This window comes from Wenjunlia vitaminophila DSM 41686 (genome assembly GCF_000380165.1).
Taxonomy (GTDB): Bacteria; Actinomycetota; Actinomycetes; order Streptomycetales; family Streptomycetaceae; genus Wenjunlia; species Wenjunlia vitaminophila.
Genome location: NZ_KB904634.1, coordinates 251,689 through 266,894 on the forward strand (window position 1 = coordinate 251,689; position 15,206 = coordinate 266,894).

Here is a 15,206-nt window from a genome sequence, read left to right on the forward strand (position 1 = left end):
AACACCGCCAACACCGCCAACACCGTGAACACCGAGGAGAGGACGACAACGCCATGACCAACCCCTTCGAGGACCCGGACGCCCGCTACCTGGTGCTGGTCAACGAGGAGGAACAGCACTCCCTGTGGCCGGCGTTCGCCGAGGTGCCTGCCGGGTGGACGGCCGTCTTCGGCGAGGACTCCCGCGAGGCGTGCCTGCGGTACGTGGAGACGCACTGGACCGATCTGCGCCCCAGGAGCCTGCGGCTGGCGATGGAGGGCGGCGCGGGCGGCTGACCCCCGGCCCCCGGCCCCCGACCCCCGGGCGCGGGGACCGGCTGGGCGGCTCAGCGCTGGGCGGCTCAGCGCTGGGCGGACCAGGCCTCCCACAGCGCGGCGTAGTGGCCCCGTGCCGCGACCAACTCCAGGTGCGTCCCGGTCTCCACGACCCGCCCCCGGTCCAGCACCACGATCCGGTCCGCCGTCCTCGCCTGGGTGAGCCGGTGGGCGACGACCAGTGCCGTCCTGCCCTCCAGCGCGACCGACGCGGCGTCCTCCAGGGTCCGGGCCCCCGCGCTGCCGGCCTCCGCCGTGGCCTCGTCCAGGACGACGATCGGCGGGTCGGCGAGCAGCAGCCGGGCGAGGGCGAGCTGCTGCGCCTGGGCCACCGTCAGCCGGTGCCCGCCGGCACCGACCACGGTGGCCAGTCCCTCCGGCAGGGCCAGCGCCCACGGAAGGGCCCCCACCCGGCGAAGCGCCTCGGTCAGCTCCGCGTCCGTGGCGTCGGGGCGGGCCAGCCGCAGGTCCTCGGCGAGCCGGCCGGCGAAGACGTGCACCTCCTGGGTGATCAGGGCGACGGTCCCGCGGAGCACCTCGGGTCCGAGGTCGGCCGGGGACGCCCCACCGAGCAGCACGCTCCCCCGCTCCGGCCGGTGCACCCCGGCGACCAGCCTGGCCAGGGTGCTCTTGCCCGCCCCGCTCGCCCCGACCAGGGCCACCCGCTCCCCCGGCGCCAGGCTCAGGGTGACGTCCCGCAGCACCGGGTGACCGGGCCGGTAGGCGTGGCCGAGCCCGCGGACGACGACCGAGGCGTCGGCGGGGGCGGCGGACCGGGGGGACCGTCCCGGAGGGGCGAGGTCGGCGACCCCCACGAGCCGGGCCAGTCCCGCGGTTGCCGCCTGGGCGTCGTCCACGAGGCCCAGCGCGGTGTTGACCGGGCCGAACAGGCCGTGGACGTACAGGGCGGCGGCGGTGGCCGTGCCGATCGACACCGCGTCCTGGCGCACCAACCAGAACCCGCTGGCCACGACGGCGACCAGGCCGAGGTACTCGGCGACGTGCAGGCGGCTGTAGAAGCGCAGCACCAACCGGATGCCGGCGAGCGCCAGTTCCACCGCCGCCGCGGACCGGCGGGCGACCCGTTCGGTGTGCTGGTCGGCCAGCCGCAGGGCCCGGACGGTCGCCGCCCCGCCCACCGTGTCGAGGAGCTGCTGCTGTTGGGCGCCGGTGGCCACCCGCTGCCGGGCGTACAACGGCACGGCACGGCGGGCGTACCAGCGCGCGGTGTGGAGCTGAACCGGAACCGCGAGCAGGGCGGCCAGCAGGAACCGCCAGTCCAGCACGGCCAGGCCGACCAGGGTCAGCGCGACGGTGAGCAGGGAACGGGCCAACTCCGGCAGGGCGTTGCGCACGGCCCGGGCGACCACCGCCACATCACCGGTGACCCGGGAGGTGAGGTCGCCGGACCCGGCCCGTTCGACCTGTTCGAGCGGCAGGTGCAGGGCGCGTTCCACGAAGCGTTCCCGCAGGTCGGCCAGGACCGTCTCGCCGAGCCCGGCGATCCGGGTGAGGCCGAGGCCGGTCGCCGCGCCCTGGACCACGGCCACCAGCGCCAGGGCCACGGCACAGGCGGTGATCTCGCCGGTGCTGCCACGGGTGGCCGCGTCCACGACCCGGCCGAGCAGCGGCGCGGTGAGCATGCCGGCGGCCGTCGCGGCCACCAGGACACCGAAGCCGACCAGGGCCGGCCGCCGCCGCGGGCGGAGCAGTTCGACGACGACGGCGCGGCTGCGGGCTCCCGTGGCGACGGGAAGCAGCTCGCGTTCCCCGCCCGGCGCGGCGTGCCCTGGTGCGGGCAGGGCCGGGCCGGTGGCGTCGGGGACGGTCGCCGCGAGGGCCGGCTCCGGGGCGGGTGTCATGCCAGGACCGCCGTCCGGTAGTCGTGGCGGCGGGTGACGAGTTCGGCGTGGGGTGCCTGGTCGGTGACGGTGCCCCGGTCCAGCAGGACGACCCGGTCGGTCACCGCGAGCAGGGTCGGGCTGCCGGTGAGCAGGATCGTGGTGCGGCCGGCGCGGAAGGCGCGCAGACCGTGCGCCACCCTGGCCTCGGTCACCGGGTCCACCGCGGTGGTCGGGTCGTGCAGCACCAGCACGGGCGGGTCGGCGGCGAGTGCCCGGGCGAGGGCGACCCGTTGCCGCTGCCCGCCGGACAGGGACCGACCGCGCTCAGTGAGGTGCGTCGCGGCGCCGTCCGGCAGGCTCCGGCAGACCTCGTCGGCGCCCGAGGCGGCGAGCACCGCGTCCAGACCGCGGCCCGGGTCGGCGGTGCCGGCGATGTTCTCCCGCACCGTCCCCTCGAACAGGTCGGCGTCGTGCGCGGCCACCAGCACGGCGCCGTGCAGCCAGGCGGGGTCGAGCGAGGTCAGCGGAACGCCGTCGAGTTCCACCGTCCCGGCTCGCGGATCGGTGTCCCTGGTCAGGCACCGCAGCAGGTCACCGGTGGCGGCCTGGTCGGTGGCCACGACACCGAGCAGTTCCCCCGGCGCCGCCTCGAAGTCCACCCCGTGCAGGGCGTCGTGGTGCACGGCGCGGAACCGGACCCGACCCGGTACCGGACCGGCCGGGGCCAGGCCGCCGGACCCCACCCCCCAGGGCGCGGTCAGCACGGAGGCCACCCGGGCCGCCGAGGCCCGGCCCTGCGCGAGCTCGGCGTTGGCCCAGGCCAGCACCTGGAGCGGGCCGAGCAGGAACTGCGCGAGGCCGACCGCGGCGACGAGTTCCCCGACGCTGATCTGCCCGCGTGCGGCGAGCCGGCCACCGGCCAGGGCGACCAGGGCGATCACCAGCCCGGTCATGGCGAGCACCGCGCCGTCGTGCCAGGCCTCGGCCCGGGCCGCCCGCACGGTCGCGGTCAGCGCGCCCCGGCTGGTGTGCCGGTAGCGCGCCACCGCGGCCGGCTCCGCCCCGACGCCCTTGAGCACCCGCAGCCCGGCCACCAGGTCGGCGGCGACACCGGAGGCGTGGGCGGCACGCTCCTGTTCCGCGGCGCTGCGCCGCTGGAGCGGCCGGCCGAGCAGGTGGGTGAGCCCCAGTAGCACCGGCACGCCGACCAGCACCAGCAGACCCAGTGGGAGTGAGACCCGCAGCAGCGCCACCGCGCTGACGACGAGTCCGGTCAGCGCGGCGAGCGCCGCCGACACGGCCATGGTGACCCGGCCGACCCGCTGGGCGTCGGACGTGGCCACGTTGGTGAGTTCCCCGGGGAGCCGACCGGTCCCGGCGCCGCCCCTGGGGTGCAGCACCCGGGCGGTCAGCTCCATCCGGACGGCGTGTCCGGCCAGTTCCGCGGACCGCTCGCCGAACCTGATGCCGTATCGGAAACAGAGCGACAGGGCGGTGTGGACCCCCGCGAGGACCAGGCACCACCGCAGCAGTTCCCCGCCGTCGCCGGGACCGACGGCCCGGTCGATGATGACGCCGACCAGCACCGGGACCAGGGCCTCTCCGGCCTGGTGGCCGGCGGCCAGCACCGACCCCGCGGCCACGAGGCGCCACTGGCCCCTGATGGCACGGCCCAGCACGCCGGGGCCGTCCCGCCCTCGCGTTCGCACCCGCTTCCCTCCCGTCCCGCGCACCCCTGGCAGCGGCGGCCCCGACCGGGCGGCTCCGGCCCCAGAACCAAGGGAACTTAGGTAAGGCTAGTCTAACTTCGAGAGGGTGTGCAGACGGTGCCCTCCGGGCAACGGCGGGCGCGGAGCGGGGCGCGGCGGCCCCGGCGTGGGAGCGTCACCGGTCGCAGATCAGAACGGGTACACCGGGGACTGGGCCCTGCGGGTGATCCACTGCCACTCGGTGTACGCCTCCGGGTCGGCCGGCCCCCCGAAGACGTCACCGCTGCCGGAGGCGCCCATGCCTCCGATCGGCGCCTGCACGTCGTAGTTGACGGTCTGGTCGTTGACGTGGACGACACCGCTGCGCAACCGGTCGGCGATCGCCGCGGCGCGTGACTCGGAGCCACTGAGCACCGCGGCGGCGAGCCCGTACTCACCGTGGTTGGCGATGGCGACCGCCTCGTCGTCGCTGTCCACCGCGATGATCGGCGCGACCGGCCCGAAGATCTCCTCGGTGAAGACCGGCATGTCGGTGGTGACCCCGGTGAGCACGGTGGGCTGGTACATCGGCCCGTCGTGGCTGCCCCCGGTGAGCAGGGTGGCCCCCGCGGCCACGCTCTCGGTGACCAACCGGTGCACCCGGGCCACCTGGTTCTCGTTGACCAGGGGCCCCAGGTGGACGTCGGCGCGCGCCGGGTCGCCGACCCGCAGGGCCCGCGCCCGGCGGGTGAGCTTCTCGGCGTAGGCCTCGACCACCCCGCGGTGCACGACGTGCCGGCCGACGGTCATGCAGAGCTGCCCCTGGTAGTTGAAGGTCCCCCAGGCTCCGGCGGACGAGGCCAGCTCCAGGTCGGCGTCCTCCAGCACGACCAGCGGGTTGTTACCGCCCAACTCGAGCACGCACTTCTTCAGCAGCGGCGCGCAGTCCGCGGCCACCTGGCGGCCGACGGCGGTGGAACCGGTGAACGAGATCATGTCCACGTTGCGGTCGATGACCAGCGCCCGACCCGCCTCGGCCTCCCCGGGCAGCACCTGGAGCAGCCCGGGCGGCAGCCCCGCCTCGGCGAACAGCCGGGCCAGCGCGACACCACCGGTCACCGGGGTCTGGGGGTTGGGCTTGAGGACCACGGCGTTGCCGAGGGCCAGCGCCGGTCCCAACATCCGCAGGGCGAGCGTCAACGGGAAGTTCCACGGGGTGATGACGCCGACCACTCCCCTGGGCACTCGGCGGGCGAGGCTCGTCACCCCGGGAGGCGAGGGCAACGTCCCGCCCGCCGAGCGCGTCGTGAGGGCCGCGGCCTGGAGGAGGTTCTCACGGCTCTTGAGGAGTTCGAACTCGGCCTTGTGGCGCACCCCGCCGGTCTCCCGGATCAGCCAGTCGGCAAGCTCCTCGTGGTGGGTGGCCAGCACGTCCGCGGCGCGTAAGAACACCTCCCTGCGGCGCTCGGCCGCGGTCGCCGCCCACTCCGGCTGGGCCGCCGCCGCCGAAGCCGTGGCTCGGGCGACATCCGCGGCGTCGGCGAGGCCGGCCACCGCCAGCGTCGCGCCGGTCGCCTTCTCCAACACGTCGACGGCGCCGCCGGAGGCCGGCGTCCAGGCCCCGTCGATGTACACGGCGCCCTGCCATGGTTGGGCGTTGAGGAAGCGGAACCTGGTGTCACTGTGCGCGGTCAAGGTCATCGATCTCTCCAACGGTCGTCGTTCCGCGGTGTCGTCGTTCCCCCGTCGCGCGCCTGTCCTCGTGCTCCCGTCCCGGTGTTTCCGTCGTGCCGTGTCCTTCTGAGCGCCGGTACGCGCCGGTACCTCCGTTCTGCCCACCGGCCACGGGCTGCGAGCCGCGGGCCGCGCCGACCCGGCGGCCTCGCGTGCCGTGGGTGACGTTCCCTCCGCGGTGGTGCCCGGGAGGTCCCGGCCCCCGTCGATGTCGTCGGGCCGGGGAACCAACGCCCCGGCCAGCAGCATTACCCAGCGGTCCGCCACGACACCAGAGGTTTGCGCACAAGCCGCCCGGTTCTCGGACAGCCTTGCCCAGCTACTGGAATCCCAGTCAAATCCGGCTGGACCAACGCCCGTAAGGGCATTGACAGGGACAGAACGTATCAGCAATAACGTACGTAAGGACTTACCTATTGAGAAAGGTAAAGCCCCATGGACGCCAGTCGCACCCCGAACGCCAACCAAGCCGGGTTAGCCGCACCGTCCCGCCGCGGGGCCGCGGTCACCGCCGAGGAGTACCGCGCACTCCTCCCGCACGTGCCCTCACAGCGGGAGAGCAACGACGTCGCCTCGGTCCTCACCTCCGACGAGTACTTCAAGGTCGTGCGCAAGCCGGACATCCGTCCCGGATTCTGGAAGGCAGCCGACGTCCGGGCCGTCCTCGACCGGCTCGCCGAGGACCCGCTGCGGGAGGCGGAGCGCCGGTTCTGCACCGCGGTGAACACCGACACCGGCGACCTCAACGGCGCCACGCCCTACGTGTTCATCGGCTGGCAGCTCATCCACCCCGGTGAGGAGGTGCCGCCCCACCGGCACAACTCCATCGCCATCTACCTGATCCTCGAGGGCACCGGGAGCACGGTGGTGCAGGAGGCCGGTGGCGAGTGGACCAGGTTCCACTGGGAGAAGGGCGACACCCTGGTCTGCCCGGCGTGGGCGTACCACGCGCACTACGCCGAGGGCGACGAGGACACCGTGATGTACGTCATCCAGGACATGCCCGCGCACGCCACGGGCCGGACCCTGTTCTGGGAGGAGCCGATGGGGCAGGAGCACATCCGGCACCTCGTCCACGGCACGAGCCGCTCGTGGAGCGTCACCCGGCAGATGCCGGACGAGGCCTCGGGACCGGGCGCGCCGGCCGGTGACGCCCCGTCGGCGAACGGCTCGTCGCCGTCCGGGTCCTCAGGCGGAACGGCACCGGGGGGGCAGGGATGACGACACCGGAGCGGGTGGCCTTCGGCAGTGGGGCCGCGGGCCCCGGGGGCTACCAGCACTCGCTCCCCGGCGGCGGCCCCGGTGGGTACTTCCACCCGGCGCCCGGGCCGGGACCACACCCCGCGGTGGTGGTCGTCCCCGCCATCTCCGGGGTCAACGACTACGTGCAGCGCCAGGCGGCGCGGCTGGCCGAGGCCGGCTACTCCGCCCTGCTGCTCGACTACTACGCCCGCCAGCAGGGGCAGGCGCCGGACCTGAGCTCACCTGAGAAGGTCATGGAGGCGGTGTGGGCGCTGCCCGACCCCCAGGTCCTGGACGACCTGTCGGCGGCGGTGGCCTGGTTGGGCGCCCGCCCCGAGGTCGAGGCGTCCCGCGTCGGCGTGGTGGGCTTCTGCATCGGCGGCAGCTACGCCCTGCTGGGCGCCGCCCACGTCCCGGGGCTCGCCTGCGCGGTCACGTTCTACGGCATGCTCCGCTACGCGCAGCTCAGCCCGAACAAGCCGGAGTCGCCGCTGGACGCGGTGAGCAAGGCGCAGTGCCCGGTGCTCGGCCACTTCGGCGACGCGGACGCGATCGTCCCGCTCGCGGACGCCAGGGAACTGGCGGACCGCCTGCGCGGCAAGCCGGCGGAGATCTACACCTACCCCGGGGCCGGGCACGCCTTCCACGAGGACTTCCGGCCCCAGGTGTACCGACCGGCCGCCGCCGCGGCGGCCTGGGAGCGCACCTGCCAGTACCTGGACTACTACCTGCGTGTCGCCCCCTGACGCACCGCCGCCGTGTGGCCCGACGCGAGGAGGAGGAGACGATGCGGCTCGCCATCATCAACGACTGGAGGTTGGGCGTCGTCGATCCCGTCGCGGGAACGGTCGTTGACGTCCACGACGCCCTGCCGTGGCGGCACGACCCCGACCCGTTCGGTGCGGGCTGGTGGTTGCGGCTGTGCCGGGAGCTGCCGCACCTGCGGAACGCGATCGGCCGCGCCGCCGCCGCGGGTCCGCCGGTGCCGCTGGACGAGGTGGCGCTGCGCCCCCCGGTGCTCAATCCGGGCAAGGTCATCGCCTGCGCCTGCAACTACGCCGGTCACGTCACGGAGATGCGGGACCGGGTGATGCCGGAGCGGACGGCCGGGGCCGGGCGCTGGCTGCTGGACTTCGACGTCTTCCTCAAGGCGCCGAGCTCGGTCTGCGGTCCGCGGGACACCGTGGTGCTGCCGGCGACGACCCCGGGGGGCGAGGAGGCGCCGGTGCACCACGAGGCCGAACTGACCGTGGTCATCGGCACCGGGGGGCGGGACATCCCACCGGAGCGGGCGATGTCCCACGTCCTCGGGTACCTTATTGGTCTGGACATGACCGTCCGGGCGAGCGGTGACCGCTCGCGGCGCAAGAGCCACGACACCTTCACCCCGCTCGGTCCGTGGCTGACCACGGCCGACGAGGTCCCCGACCCGCACGACATCGAGATCGAGTTGCGGGTGGGGAGCGAGGTCCGGCAGAAGGTGAACACCGCCGCGCTGCTGACCCGGGTGGACCGGATCGTAAACTACGCCTCGACCTGCATGCGGCTGGAACCCGGTGATGTGATCATGACCGGTGCTCCACCGGGGGTCGGCCCGGTCGAGGACGGAGACGTCCTGGACGTCTCCATGACCGGTCTGGGCCGGATGCACGTGCCGGTCCGAGCAGCGACCCACCCGTGAGAACCGTTCGACCAGCCGCGTCCGGCCGCTCCCCCGGCCGGGCGCGGCGCACGTCCACCCGACCCGGGGTAGGTAAGGAACGAGGCACCGATGTCCCTGCGCCACGCGCTGCTGGCGATACTCACCGTCGAGCCGATGACCGGCTACGAACTCGTCAAGTACTTCGACGGCAGCATCGCCTTCTTCTGGAGCGCCCCACACAGTCAGATCTACCCGGAGCTGCGGCGCATGGAGTCCGGGGGGCTCCTCGAGGCCGAGGTGGTGCCCCGCGGTGAACGGGCGGAGAAGCGGGTGTACTCCATCACCGAGGAGGGACGTGACGAGCTGCGCCGCTGGGCCGAGGAGCTGACCCCCTACCACGCCGGCAGGGACCCCCACCGGCTCAAGGCAGCCCTGTTCGAGTGGGCGTCGCTCGCGTCGGCGAGACGACAGCTCCGGGAGCACATCCACCACCACGAGCGCGCCCTGGCGAAGTGGGAGAAAATGCTCTCCGACATCGACACCCTGCGGGTTCCGCTGCTGTCCCGCCGGCTGTCCCACCGCCCCGCCACCGAGCACCCCGCGATCGTCGCCGTCAAGCGGTTCGCCTTCTCGGGGGAGGTCGCCAGGGCCCGCACCGAGATCGCCTGGGCCGAGGAGGGACTCGCGCTCCTCGACGAGTTCGAACGCAACGGACAACAGCTCTACGGTGACCTGCCGACACCACCGCCCGGGGAGCCCACGTCCGCGAGGGACACGGGCCCGGGGGACGCGCTCCCGGAGCACGCCCCCCGGACGGGGGACGGCACCTCGGCCCGGCGCAACGGCGCCCGGGTGCCCGAGGCCGTCCGGGACACGCGGGGCTGACCGGTCCGGGCGACCGCCACCGGTGCGCGGACACCACCGCGGCCACGACCGACCGGGGGTACCCGACCGTGGCGCGGTGTACCGCCGCCCTGGCGGGTACTCGACGGAGTGCTCGGCGGGCCGAGCCGCCGCGAGTCGAGGAGTGTTCCATGGCGCGACCCATCACGGCGGGCGTGGACGGATCGCCGGAGAGCCTGGCCGCCGCGGACTGGGCGGCACGGGAGGCCCGGCGCCGGGGACTCCCCCTGCGCCTGGTCTACGCCCAGACCTGGCGGGCGGAGGAGGTCCCGGCGGAGTACGAACGGGCACGCCGGCATCCGCTGGAGGACACGGCGGACGAGATGCGCACGCTCCACCCCGACCTGCCGATCACCACGGAGCGGCTCACCGACCAGCCGGAGGCCGTGCTGCCCAGGGAGGCCGAGGACGCGGAGATGCTGGTCCTGGGGTCCCGGGGCCTGGGCAGGTTCACCGGGTTCCTGGTGGGCTCGGTCGGGATGCAGGTGCTGGCGCGGGCGAGGGCCCCGGTGGTGATGGTGCGCACCGGTGAGCGCGTCGCGGCCGAGCAGACCCGGGGCGAGGTCGTGGTGGGCGCGCAGGACCTGGACGAGTCGGGGGAGCCGGTGCTCGGCTGGGCGTTCGCGGCCGCCGACCTCCGCGGGGCGACGCTGCGCGCGGTGCGGACCTGGGCCGTGCCGCCGATCTTCGGCTACGACCCGGCGGCGCTGCGGATCACCGAGCAGTCCGACGCGTTGGACGCCCGGGAGAGGGAGCTGTTGTCCCAGGGGCTGCGGCCGTGGCGGGAGCGGTACCCGCGGGTGGCGGTGATCGAGCAGACGGAGTTGGGGGACCCCGCCGAGACCCTGGTCCGGGCCGCCTCCCGGGCGGACCTGCTGGTCGTGGGTCGCCGGATGCGCCGCTCCCCCCTGGGTATCCGGGTCGGACCGGTGACGCACGGGGTGCTCCACCACGCGCCCTGTCCGGTGGCGGTGATCCCCCACGAGTGAGCGGTCGACCTGGGACGGACCTGGAGTCCGGTTGGAGGGGTGAGCGGCGGACCAGTCTGGTTTGACCGGACCCCAAGCCGTTCGTGTCACCCTGCGGACGCCCGCGGGTCACGCACCCCGGCACTCCAATCCCCGGAGAAGGAACGAGGCAACGCCGGCTTCCTCCCCGCCCCGAGGCGGGGTTCCAGCGGTCGCCCGCTGGGTTCGTCGGCGACCGCCCCGTTCGGGAGGGCTCCCGTTGAGGTCTCACACCGTCTCCATCCCAGCGCTGAAACGATTCTGGGCGCTGTCGTCGCCGTACGTGACCGCGCCTGACCCGTTTCCGCATGGTTGGTGATCGGAGCCGGCGATCGGGGCGATCGGTGGTCGCCCGTTCACATCCAGAACCCCGTCATGACCGCTCTTGGGCCCGCTTCCCCCCGGCGCCGCGCGAGGCGGTCCGGTGCCAAGGAGCCACATGCTCGGCGACGAAGAAGCGCTGCTCACGGCCACCTCGGAACCCGCCACCCACTCCGTCCAGGCGGCCCGCTGGGACCTGTTGCTGACCCACCGGGACCGGCTGCACCGCCTCGCCCGGTCCCGGCTGCCCACCCCGCAGGACGCCGAGGACTGCGTCCAGGAAGCCCTGGTGCGCGCCGCCGCCCACCGCGGCCTGGACGAGAAGCGCGTCGGCCCCTTCCTCACCTCGGTCACCCTGCGGCTCTGCGTGGACCACTACCGCAGGTGCGAACAACAGCGGCGGCTGCTGCTGCGGATGCACCTGGTGGAGACGGCGGTGGGCCCCGAGGAGTCGGTGTGCGCCGCCTCCGAGGGCGCCTGGGTGCTGGACCAGGTCCAGCGGCTGGCCGGTCGCGAACTCCAAGTGATCATGGCTCGGGTGGACGGTGCGAGCACCCGGGAGGCGGCCCGCCGGCTGGGCATCACCACCAAGGCCGCGGAGGGCGCCTTCACCCGGGCCAGGGCGCGGTTACGACGCTGGTACGACGGTTCTTTGGTGGTCTGAGCGGGGCGAGGGTACGGGGACGACGCCCCCGGGCCACCGTCGTCCCCGTACCCCGCCCGCCTCAGGCCAACGCCGCGGACAGCACCTCCGCCACCTCGGTGGGCGTCGCCTTCTCCAGCACCGCCACGGCGTCGGCCACCTCGCTGCTCCCCCCGGTGCCCAGGAACTTCTCCCGCACCAGCCGGCTCATGGCCGGGCCGTCGCACGAGCCCACGGCTCCGACCGGCATGTGCAACTCCCGGGTGACCTCCCAGCCGTCGGTGAGCCGCACGGACACCCTCGCCCCGGTCACCTTGCGGGCGGTGGAGAAGTCCGCGCTGGGCGGATCGGGGTCCCCGACCAGGTCCACCAGCCACTGCCCGTCCCCCCGCCACCGGGCACCGAAGGCCCGCAGCCAGTCGCGCCCGCGTGGGCCGGCCTGGCGCAGCGCCTCACCGAAGGGCACCTCGCAGCGGAAGGTGTCCCGGGTCATCCGCTCGTCGAGATTGACCACCATCCGGTCGGCGAGGGCCCACCGCTCCTGGTCGGAGACCCCCTCCGGGGCGAAGTCCCGCCAGGTGAGCTGGCCGGTGAGCAGCGCGGTGGCCAGGGTGTAGCCGAGGGAGAAGACCAGGGCGCTCACCGGTGAGTCGGCTCCCTGGCGGTAGGCCCCGGCCTGCCGGTTGACCAGCACCGTGTACAGCGACGTGTCCACCACGAGCTCCGCCACGTCCCGGGCGCGCACCGATCCGATCTCCCGGTGGATCTCCAACCCGCAGTCGATGGCGGCGTCCATCCCCGGTCCCCCCGGGTGGACCTTGAAGGAGGTGGTCCTGGTGTGCCAGCGGGTGCCGAGCCCCGCGGCGACGGCGTCCGGCAGCGGGGTGGTGGCGAACCGGGACAGGAACCCCTCCCGGTGTTCGATGATGTCCGGGCTGCCCCGGAACCCGGCAGCCGCCGCCGCACAGGCGTCGAGGCCGACCTGTACCGGGGTGGAGGCGCTGAACACCTTGGCGTCGCCGCCGAGGAAGCCCACCGGGACGGTGCGCGGCGGCAGCCCGAAGCCGAGGCCGAGGGCGTCCACCCACTGCCGGACCGGGGCGCGTTCCCCCCACAGCCGGCCGATGACCGCGCCGGTGACGTGGGTGTGGGTGGCGCTCTGGCCGCGGAAGGGGCCCAGGGTGGTGGAGGCGGTCACCCGGGCGGCGCACTCGTTCGCCGCCACCACCGCGGTGAGCAGCCCGGCACCGTCGAGCCCCTGGGACCGGGCGTAGGCGACCGGCACGGTCACCGTGGAGTTGGACAGGTGCCCGGCGTACGCGGTGTCGTCGAAGTGCAGCCAGGAGCCGAGTCCGGCCAGGACGTAGGCCGACCCTCGCGGGTCCCGCTGGAGGGGCTCCCCGAACGCCTTGATCACTTTGCGGCCCAGCGGGTGCTCCGCCCCCGCCCGGATCGCGGCGAACTGCGACAGGATCTGGTTCTTGGCGGTTTCCAGGACATCATCCGGTATGTCGTCCGGGCGCAGGGCGCTTGCCCATGCGGCCAGTTCCTCGGTGAGCGTCATCGGATCCTCTCCTCGCGCCACACACCCGCAGTGAGCACCGCGGCACGGCTCTTCGACATGGTTACGCCCCCGGGCGCGGCGCCCCCCGGGGACGTTGGGGCGTGTGCCGCCCCGCACGGACTCCGGTCCCGCTGGGGCTCCTCCGCCGTCGCCGGTCACCGCCGTGGTTCGGGGGTTACCGACGGGTCGGCCGTAAGCGGGTCAGGTCCTCGGCTGCGTCCGGAGCCGTCCCGCTGTTCGAGCCCTACGGAGATGCCCATGGCCCAGCCGCCCAGCGACTCCCCGACCTGCCTGCTGGCCGTCAACCCGTCAGCGGGCTCGGTCACGCCGGAGTTGGTGCGCCAGGTGACCGCCCGGTGCAGGGAGCACGGCGCACGCGTCCGTCCCTGGGCCACCACCAGCGCCGGCACCGTGTCCCGGGACCTGCTCGCCACGCTCCTCCAGGCGCCCGACCCCTGGCCCGACCTGGTGATCGCGGTGGGTGGCGACGGGACCGTCCGGGACGTCGCCGAGGCCCTGGTGCGGCTCGACGCGCTCCCGGCACGGGACCGCCCGTCCCCCTCGCTGGTGGTGGTGCCGGCCGGGACGGGCAACTCCTGCCACCGGGGCCTGTGGGCGGACCGTCCCTGGCCCGGGACGCTCAACGAGGTGCTGTCCGGCCGGGCCGTGGTGCGTCACATCGACCTGGCCCGACTCGCCGGCCACGACCGGGTGGTGCTCATCGGCGCCTCCTGCGGGCTGATCGCCGACGTCACCGCTCTCGCCGCGGACCTGCGGCACATCCCGGGGCGGGAGCGCTATGTGGCCGCCCTGGCCAAGGTCCCGGCCGGCGGTTACGTCGCCCGTCCGGGACGGGTGCTGGTGGACGGACGGCCGGTGTTCGCCGGGCCGGTCCTGATGGCGGTGGTCGGCGGGGTGCGGCACCGCGCCGGCACCTTCCCGGTGCTCCCCGAGTCGGTGCTGGACGACGGGCTGCTCGACGTCTGTGTGGTGGACGGCGGCCTCGACCCGGCGGAACGCGAGGAACTGGCCGCCCGCATCCGGATCGGTACCCACCTCGGCCGCCCCGGGGTGGTCCACGCCAGGGGCCGGGTGGTCACCATGGAGCGCACCGACGGCGCACCCCTGGCCTTCGAGCACGACGGCGAGGTGTGGGCCCACCGCTGCTCCTCGGTGACCCTGGAGACGCTGCCAAGGACCCTGCGGGTGCTGGTGCCCCCAGAACCGGTGGCCGGCTGAGGGCGTCCCCGCGGAACCGCACACCAGTGGATCACACGTAGGACCAGGCAACGGAAGGGAACACTCGTGTCCACATCCTCCCCGTCCACCCGGATGAGCGCGGGACTCGCCAGTGACACCGCCCACCTCACCGCCCGGGCACGCGCCGCGGACGCCGTAGTGGAGCCGGCGCGTCGCCTGCTCGACGACCAGTTCGCCCACCTGTTCGTCACCGAGCCGCCGCCCCCGGCGACACCGCGGGAGGCGATCACCAGGTTGACCGCCCTGGACACGGCGCACGGTGGTTTCCTCGCCGAGATCCTGCTGCGCCAGCGGTACTTCGAGGAGGTGCTGACCCGCGCGGCGGGTACGGGGGTGAACCAGGTGGTGTTGCTCGGCGCCGGCTACGACAGCACCGCGCTGCGCCGCCGCGACCTGACGGGGGTGCGCTTCTTCGAGGTGGACCACCCGTCCACGCAACGGGCCAAGGTGGCGGTGCTCGAGCGGGCCGGAACGGCCACGGCCCCGGTGACCTACGTGCCCGTGGACTTCGAGGCCGGGCACCCGCTGGACCAGGTGTTGGCCGCGGCGGGGTTCGACACCTCGCGGAGCTGCGTGGTCGGCTGGCTGGGCGTGTCGTTCTTCCTGCGGCCGGAGTCGTTCCGGCGCGCCCTCGCCGACCTCGCCAGGACCTGCGCACCGGGCAGCACGGTGGTCTACGACTACATGGACGCGTCGGTGGTCGACGGCACCAGTCCGTACCCCGGTGCGTTGGCCATGGCCCGGCAGGTGGGTGAGCGGGGCGAGCCCTACCGCAACGGACTGACCGCCGAGACGGCGTCCCGGGCGGCGGAGCAGGCGGGGTTCACCCTGCTGGAGCACCTTCGGGTCCCCGACCTGGTGCGGCGGTACGGGGGACAGGACCCGTACTGTCGGGATGACGACTTCATGGGGGTGGTCGCCGTCGAACGCGCGTGATTGACCCGGGAGGGTGTCCCGGCGGTGGGTCAGCCGCGCCCGTGGGGGCCGTTGGCCCGGGGACATCACCCTGCGCGGCGCGGGGCCGTTGACCTTGCCACATACCTA

Annotated in this window: 13 protein-coding genes; 9 read left to right on the plus strand and 4 right to left on the minus strand. The window is 74.2% G+C overall.

Annotated features, from left to right (window positions below; translation table 11 throughout):
• Positions 1–53: 53 nt before the first annotated feature.
• The gene (locus A3IG_RS0100970; protein ID WP_018381667.1) at positions 54–275 is read left to right on the plus strand and encodes an MbtH family protein; all 222 of its coding nucleotides are present in this window, start codon (positions 54–56) and stop codon (positions 273–275) included.
• Positions 276–340: 65 nt separating this feature from the next.
• Here the strand turns inward: A3IG_RS0100970 and A3IG_RS0100975 are convergent, their stop codons facing one another.
• From A3IG_RS0100975 to A3IG_RS0100985, 3 genes are all read right to left on the minus strand, one after another.
• A complete protein-coding gene (locus A3IG_RS0100975) occupies positions 341–2,176 on the minus strand; it encodes an ABC transporter ATP-binding protein (RefSeq protein ID WP_018381668.1) in 1,836 nt (611 codons plus the stop codon).
• On the minus strand, positions 2,173–3,867 hold the full coding sequence (locus A3IG_RS0100980) for an ABC transporter ATP-binding protein (RefSeq protein ID WP_040910609.1): 1,695 nt from the start codon (positions 3,865–3,867) through the stop codon (positions 2,173–2,175). Before A3IG_RS0100980 ends, A3IG_RS0100975 begins: the two co-directional genes overlap by 4 nt.
• Positions 3,868–4,056: 189 nt before the next feature.
• On the minus strand, positions 4,057–5,547 hold the full coding sequence (locus tag A3IG_RS0100985) for a benzaldehyde dehydrogenase (RefSeq protein ID WP_018381670.1): 1,491 nt from the start codon (positions 5,545–5,547) through the stop codon (positions 4,057–4,059).
• A 468-nt stretch (positions 5,548–6,015) separates the two neighbouring features.
• Between A3IG_RS0100985 and A3IG_RS31645 the strand changes: the two genes are divergently transcribed.
• The 6 genes from A3IG_RS31645 (at position 6,016) to A3IG_RS0101015 (ending at position 11,359) form a co-directional block, all read left to right on the plus strand.
• On the plus strand, positions 6,016–6,801 hold the full coding sequence (locus tag A3IG_RS31645; protein ID WP_018381671.1) for a cupin domain-containing protein: 786 nt from the start codon (positions 6,016–6,018) through the stop codon (positions 6,799–6,801).
• Positions 6,798–7,568, plus strand: coding sequence for a dienelactone hydrolase family protein (locus A3IG_RS28080; RefSeq protein WP_018381672.1), 771 nt, complete (start codon positions 6,798–6,800; stop codon positions 7,566–7,568). Before A3IG_RS31645 ends, A3IG_RS28080 begins: the two co-directional genes overlap by 4 nt.
• A 41-nt stretch (positions 7,569–7,609) precedes the next feature.
• A complete protein-coding gene (locus A3IG_RS0101000; RefSeq protein WP_018381673.1) occupies positions 7,610–8,503 on the plus strand; it encodes a fumarylacetoacetate hydrolase family protein in 894 nt (297 codons plus the stop codon).
• Positions 8,504–8,593: 90 nt separating this feature from the next.
• On the plus strand, positions 8,594–9,349 hold the full coding sequence (locus tag A3IG_RS28085) for a PadR family transcriptional regulator (protein ID WP_018381674.1): 756 nt from the start codon (positions 8,594–8,596) through the stop codon (positions 9,347–9,349).
• A gap of 149 nt (positions 9,350–9,498) precedes the next feature.
• Entirely contained in the window at positions 9,499–10,356 is an 858-nt protein-coding gene (locus A3IG_RS0101010; protein ID WP_018381675.1) for a universal stress protein, read from the plus strand.
• A gap of 457 nt (positions 10,357–10,813) precedes the next feature.
• On the plus strand, positions 10,814–11,359 hold the full coding sequence (locus tag A3IG_RS0101015; RefSeq protein WP_018381676.1) for an RNA polymerase sigma factor: 546 nt from the start codon (positions 10,814–10,816) through the stop codon (positions 11,357–11,359).
• 61 nt (positions 11,360–11,420) lie between these two features.
• Here the strand turns inward: A3IG_RS0101015 and A3IG_RS0101020 are convergent, their stop codons facing one another.
• On the minus strand, positions 11,421–12,902 hold the full coding sequence (locus A3IG_RS0101020; protein ID WP_018381677.1) for an MmgE/PrpD family protein: 1,482 nt from the start codon (positions 12,900–12,902) through the stop codon (positions 11,421–11,423).
• 258 nt (positions 12,903–13,160) lie between these two features.
• Here A3IG_RS0101020 and A3IG_RS28090 point away from each other — a divergent pair, with 258 nt between their 5' ends.
• The gene (locus tag A3IG_RS28090) at positions 13,161–14,141 is read left to right on the plus strand and encodes a diacylglycerol/lipid kinase family protein (RefSeq protein WP_018381678.1); all 981 of its coding nucleotides are present in this window, start codon (positions 13,161–13,163) and stop codon (positions 14,139–14,141) included.
• 66 nt (positions 14,142–14,207) lie between these two features.
• Positions 14,208–15,098, plus strand: coding sequence for a class I SAM-dependent methyltransferase (locus A3IG_RS0101030; RefSeq protein ID WP_157862243.1), 891 nt, complete (start codon positions 14,208–14,210; stop codon positions 15,096–15,098).
• Positions 15,099–15,206: the final 108 nt, after the last annotated feature.

What these genes read in the sequence shown, in the direction of transcription:
- A3IG_RS0100970 (WP_018381667.1), top strand. Translation starts at nt 54, where the DNA reads ATGACCAACCCCTTCGAGGACCCGGACGCCCGCTACCTGGTGCTGGTC.
- A3IG_RS0100975 (WP_018381668.1), bottom strand. Translation starts at nt 2,176, where the DNA reads ATGACACCCGCCCCGGAGCCGGCCCTCGCGGCGACCGTCCCCGACGCC.
- A3IG_RS0100985 (WP_018381670.1), bottom strand. Translation starts at nt 5,547, where the DNA reads ATGACCTTGACCGCGCACAGTGACACCAGGTTCCGCTTCCTCAACGCC.
- A3IG_RS31645 (WP_018381671.1), top strand. Translation starts at nt 6,016, where the DNA reads ATGGACGCCAGTCGCACCCCGAACGCCAACCAAGCCGGGTTAGCCGCA.
- A3IG_RS28080 (WP_018381672.1), top strand. Translation starts at nt 6,798, where the DNA reads ATGACGACACCGGAGCGGGTGGCCTTCGGCAGTGGGGCCGCGGGCCCC.
- A3IG_RS0101000 (WP_018381673.1), top strand. Translation starts at nt 7,610, where the DNA reads ATGCGGCTCGCCATCATCAACGACTGGAGGTTGGGCGTCGTCGATCCC.
- A3IG_RS28085 (WP_018381674.1), top strand. Translation starts at nt 8,594, where the DNA reads ATGTCCCTGCGCCACGCGCTGCTGGCGATACTCACCGTCGAGCCGATG.
- A3IG_RS0101010 (WP_018381675.1), top strand. Translation starts at nt 9,499, where the DNA reads ATGGCGCGACCCATCACGGCGGGCGTGGACGGATCGCCGGAGAGCCTG.
- A3IG_RS0101015 (WP_018381676.1), top strand. Translation starts at nt 10,814, where the DNA reads ATGCTCGGCGACGAAGAAGCGCTGCTCACGGCCACCTCGGAACCCGCC.
- A3IG_RS0101020 (WP_018381677.1), bottom strand. Translation starts at nt 12,902, where the DNA reads ATGACGCTCACCGAGGAACTGGCCGCATGGGCAAGCGCCCTGCGCCCG.
- A3IG_RS28090 (WP_018381678.1), top strand. Translation starts at nt 13,161, where the DNA reads ATGGCCCAGCCGCCCAGCGACTCCCCGACCTGCCTGCTGGCCGTCAAC.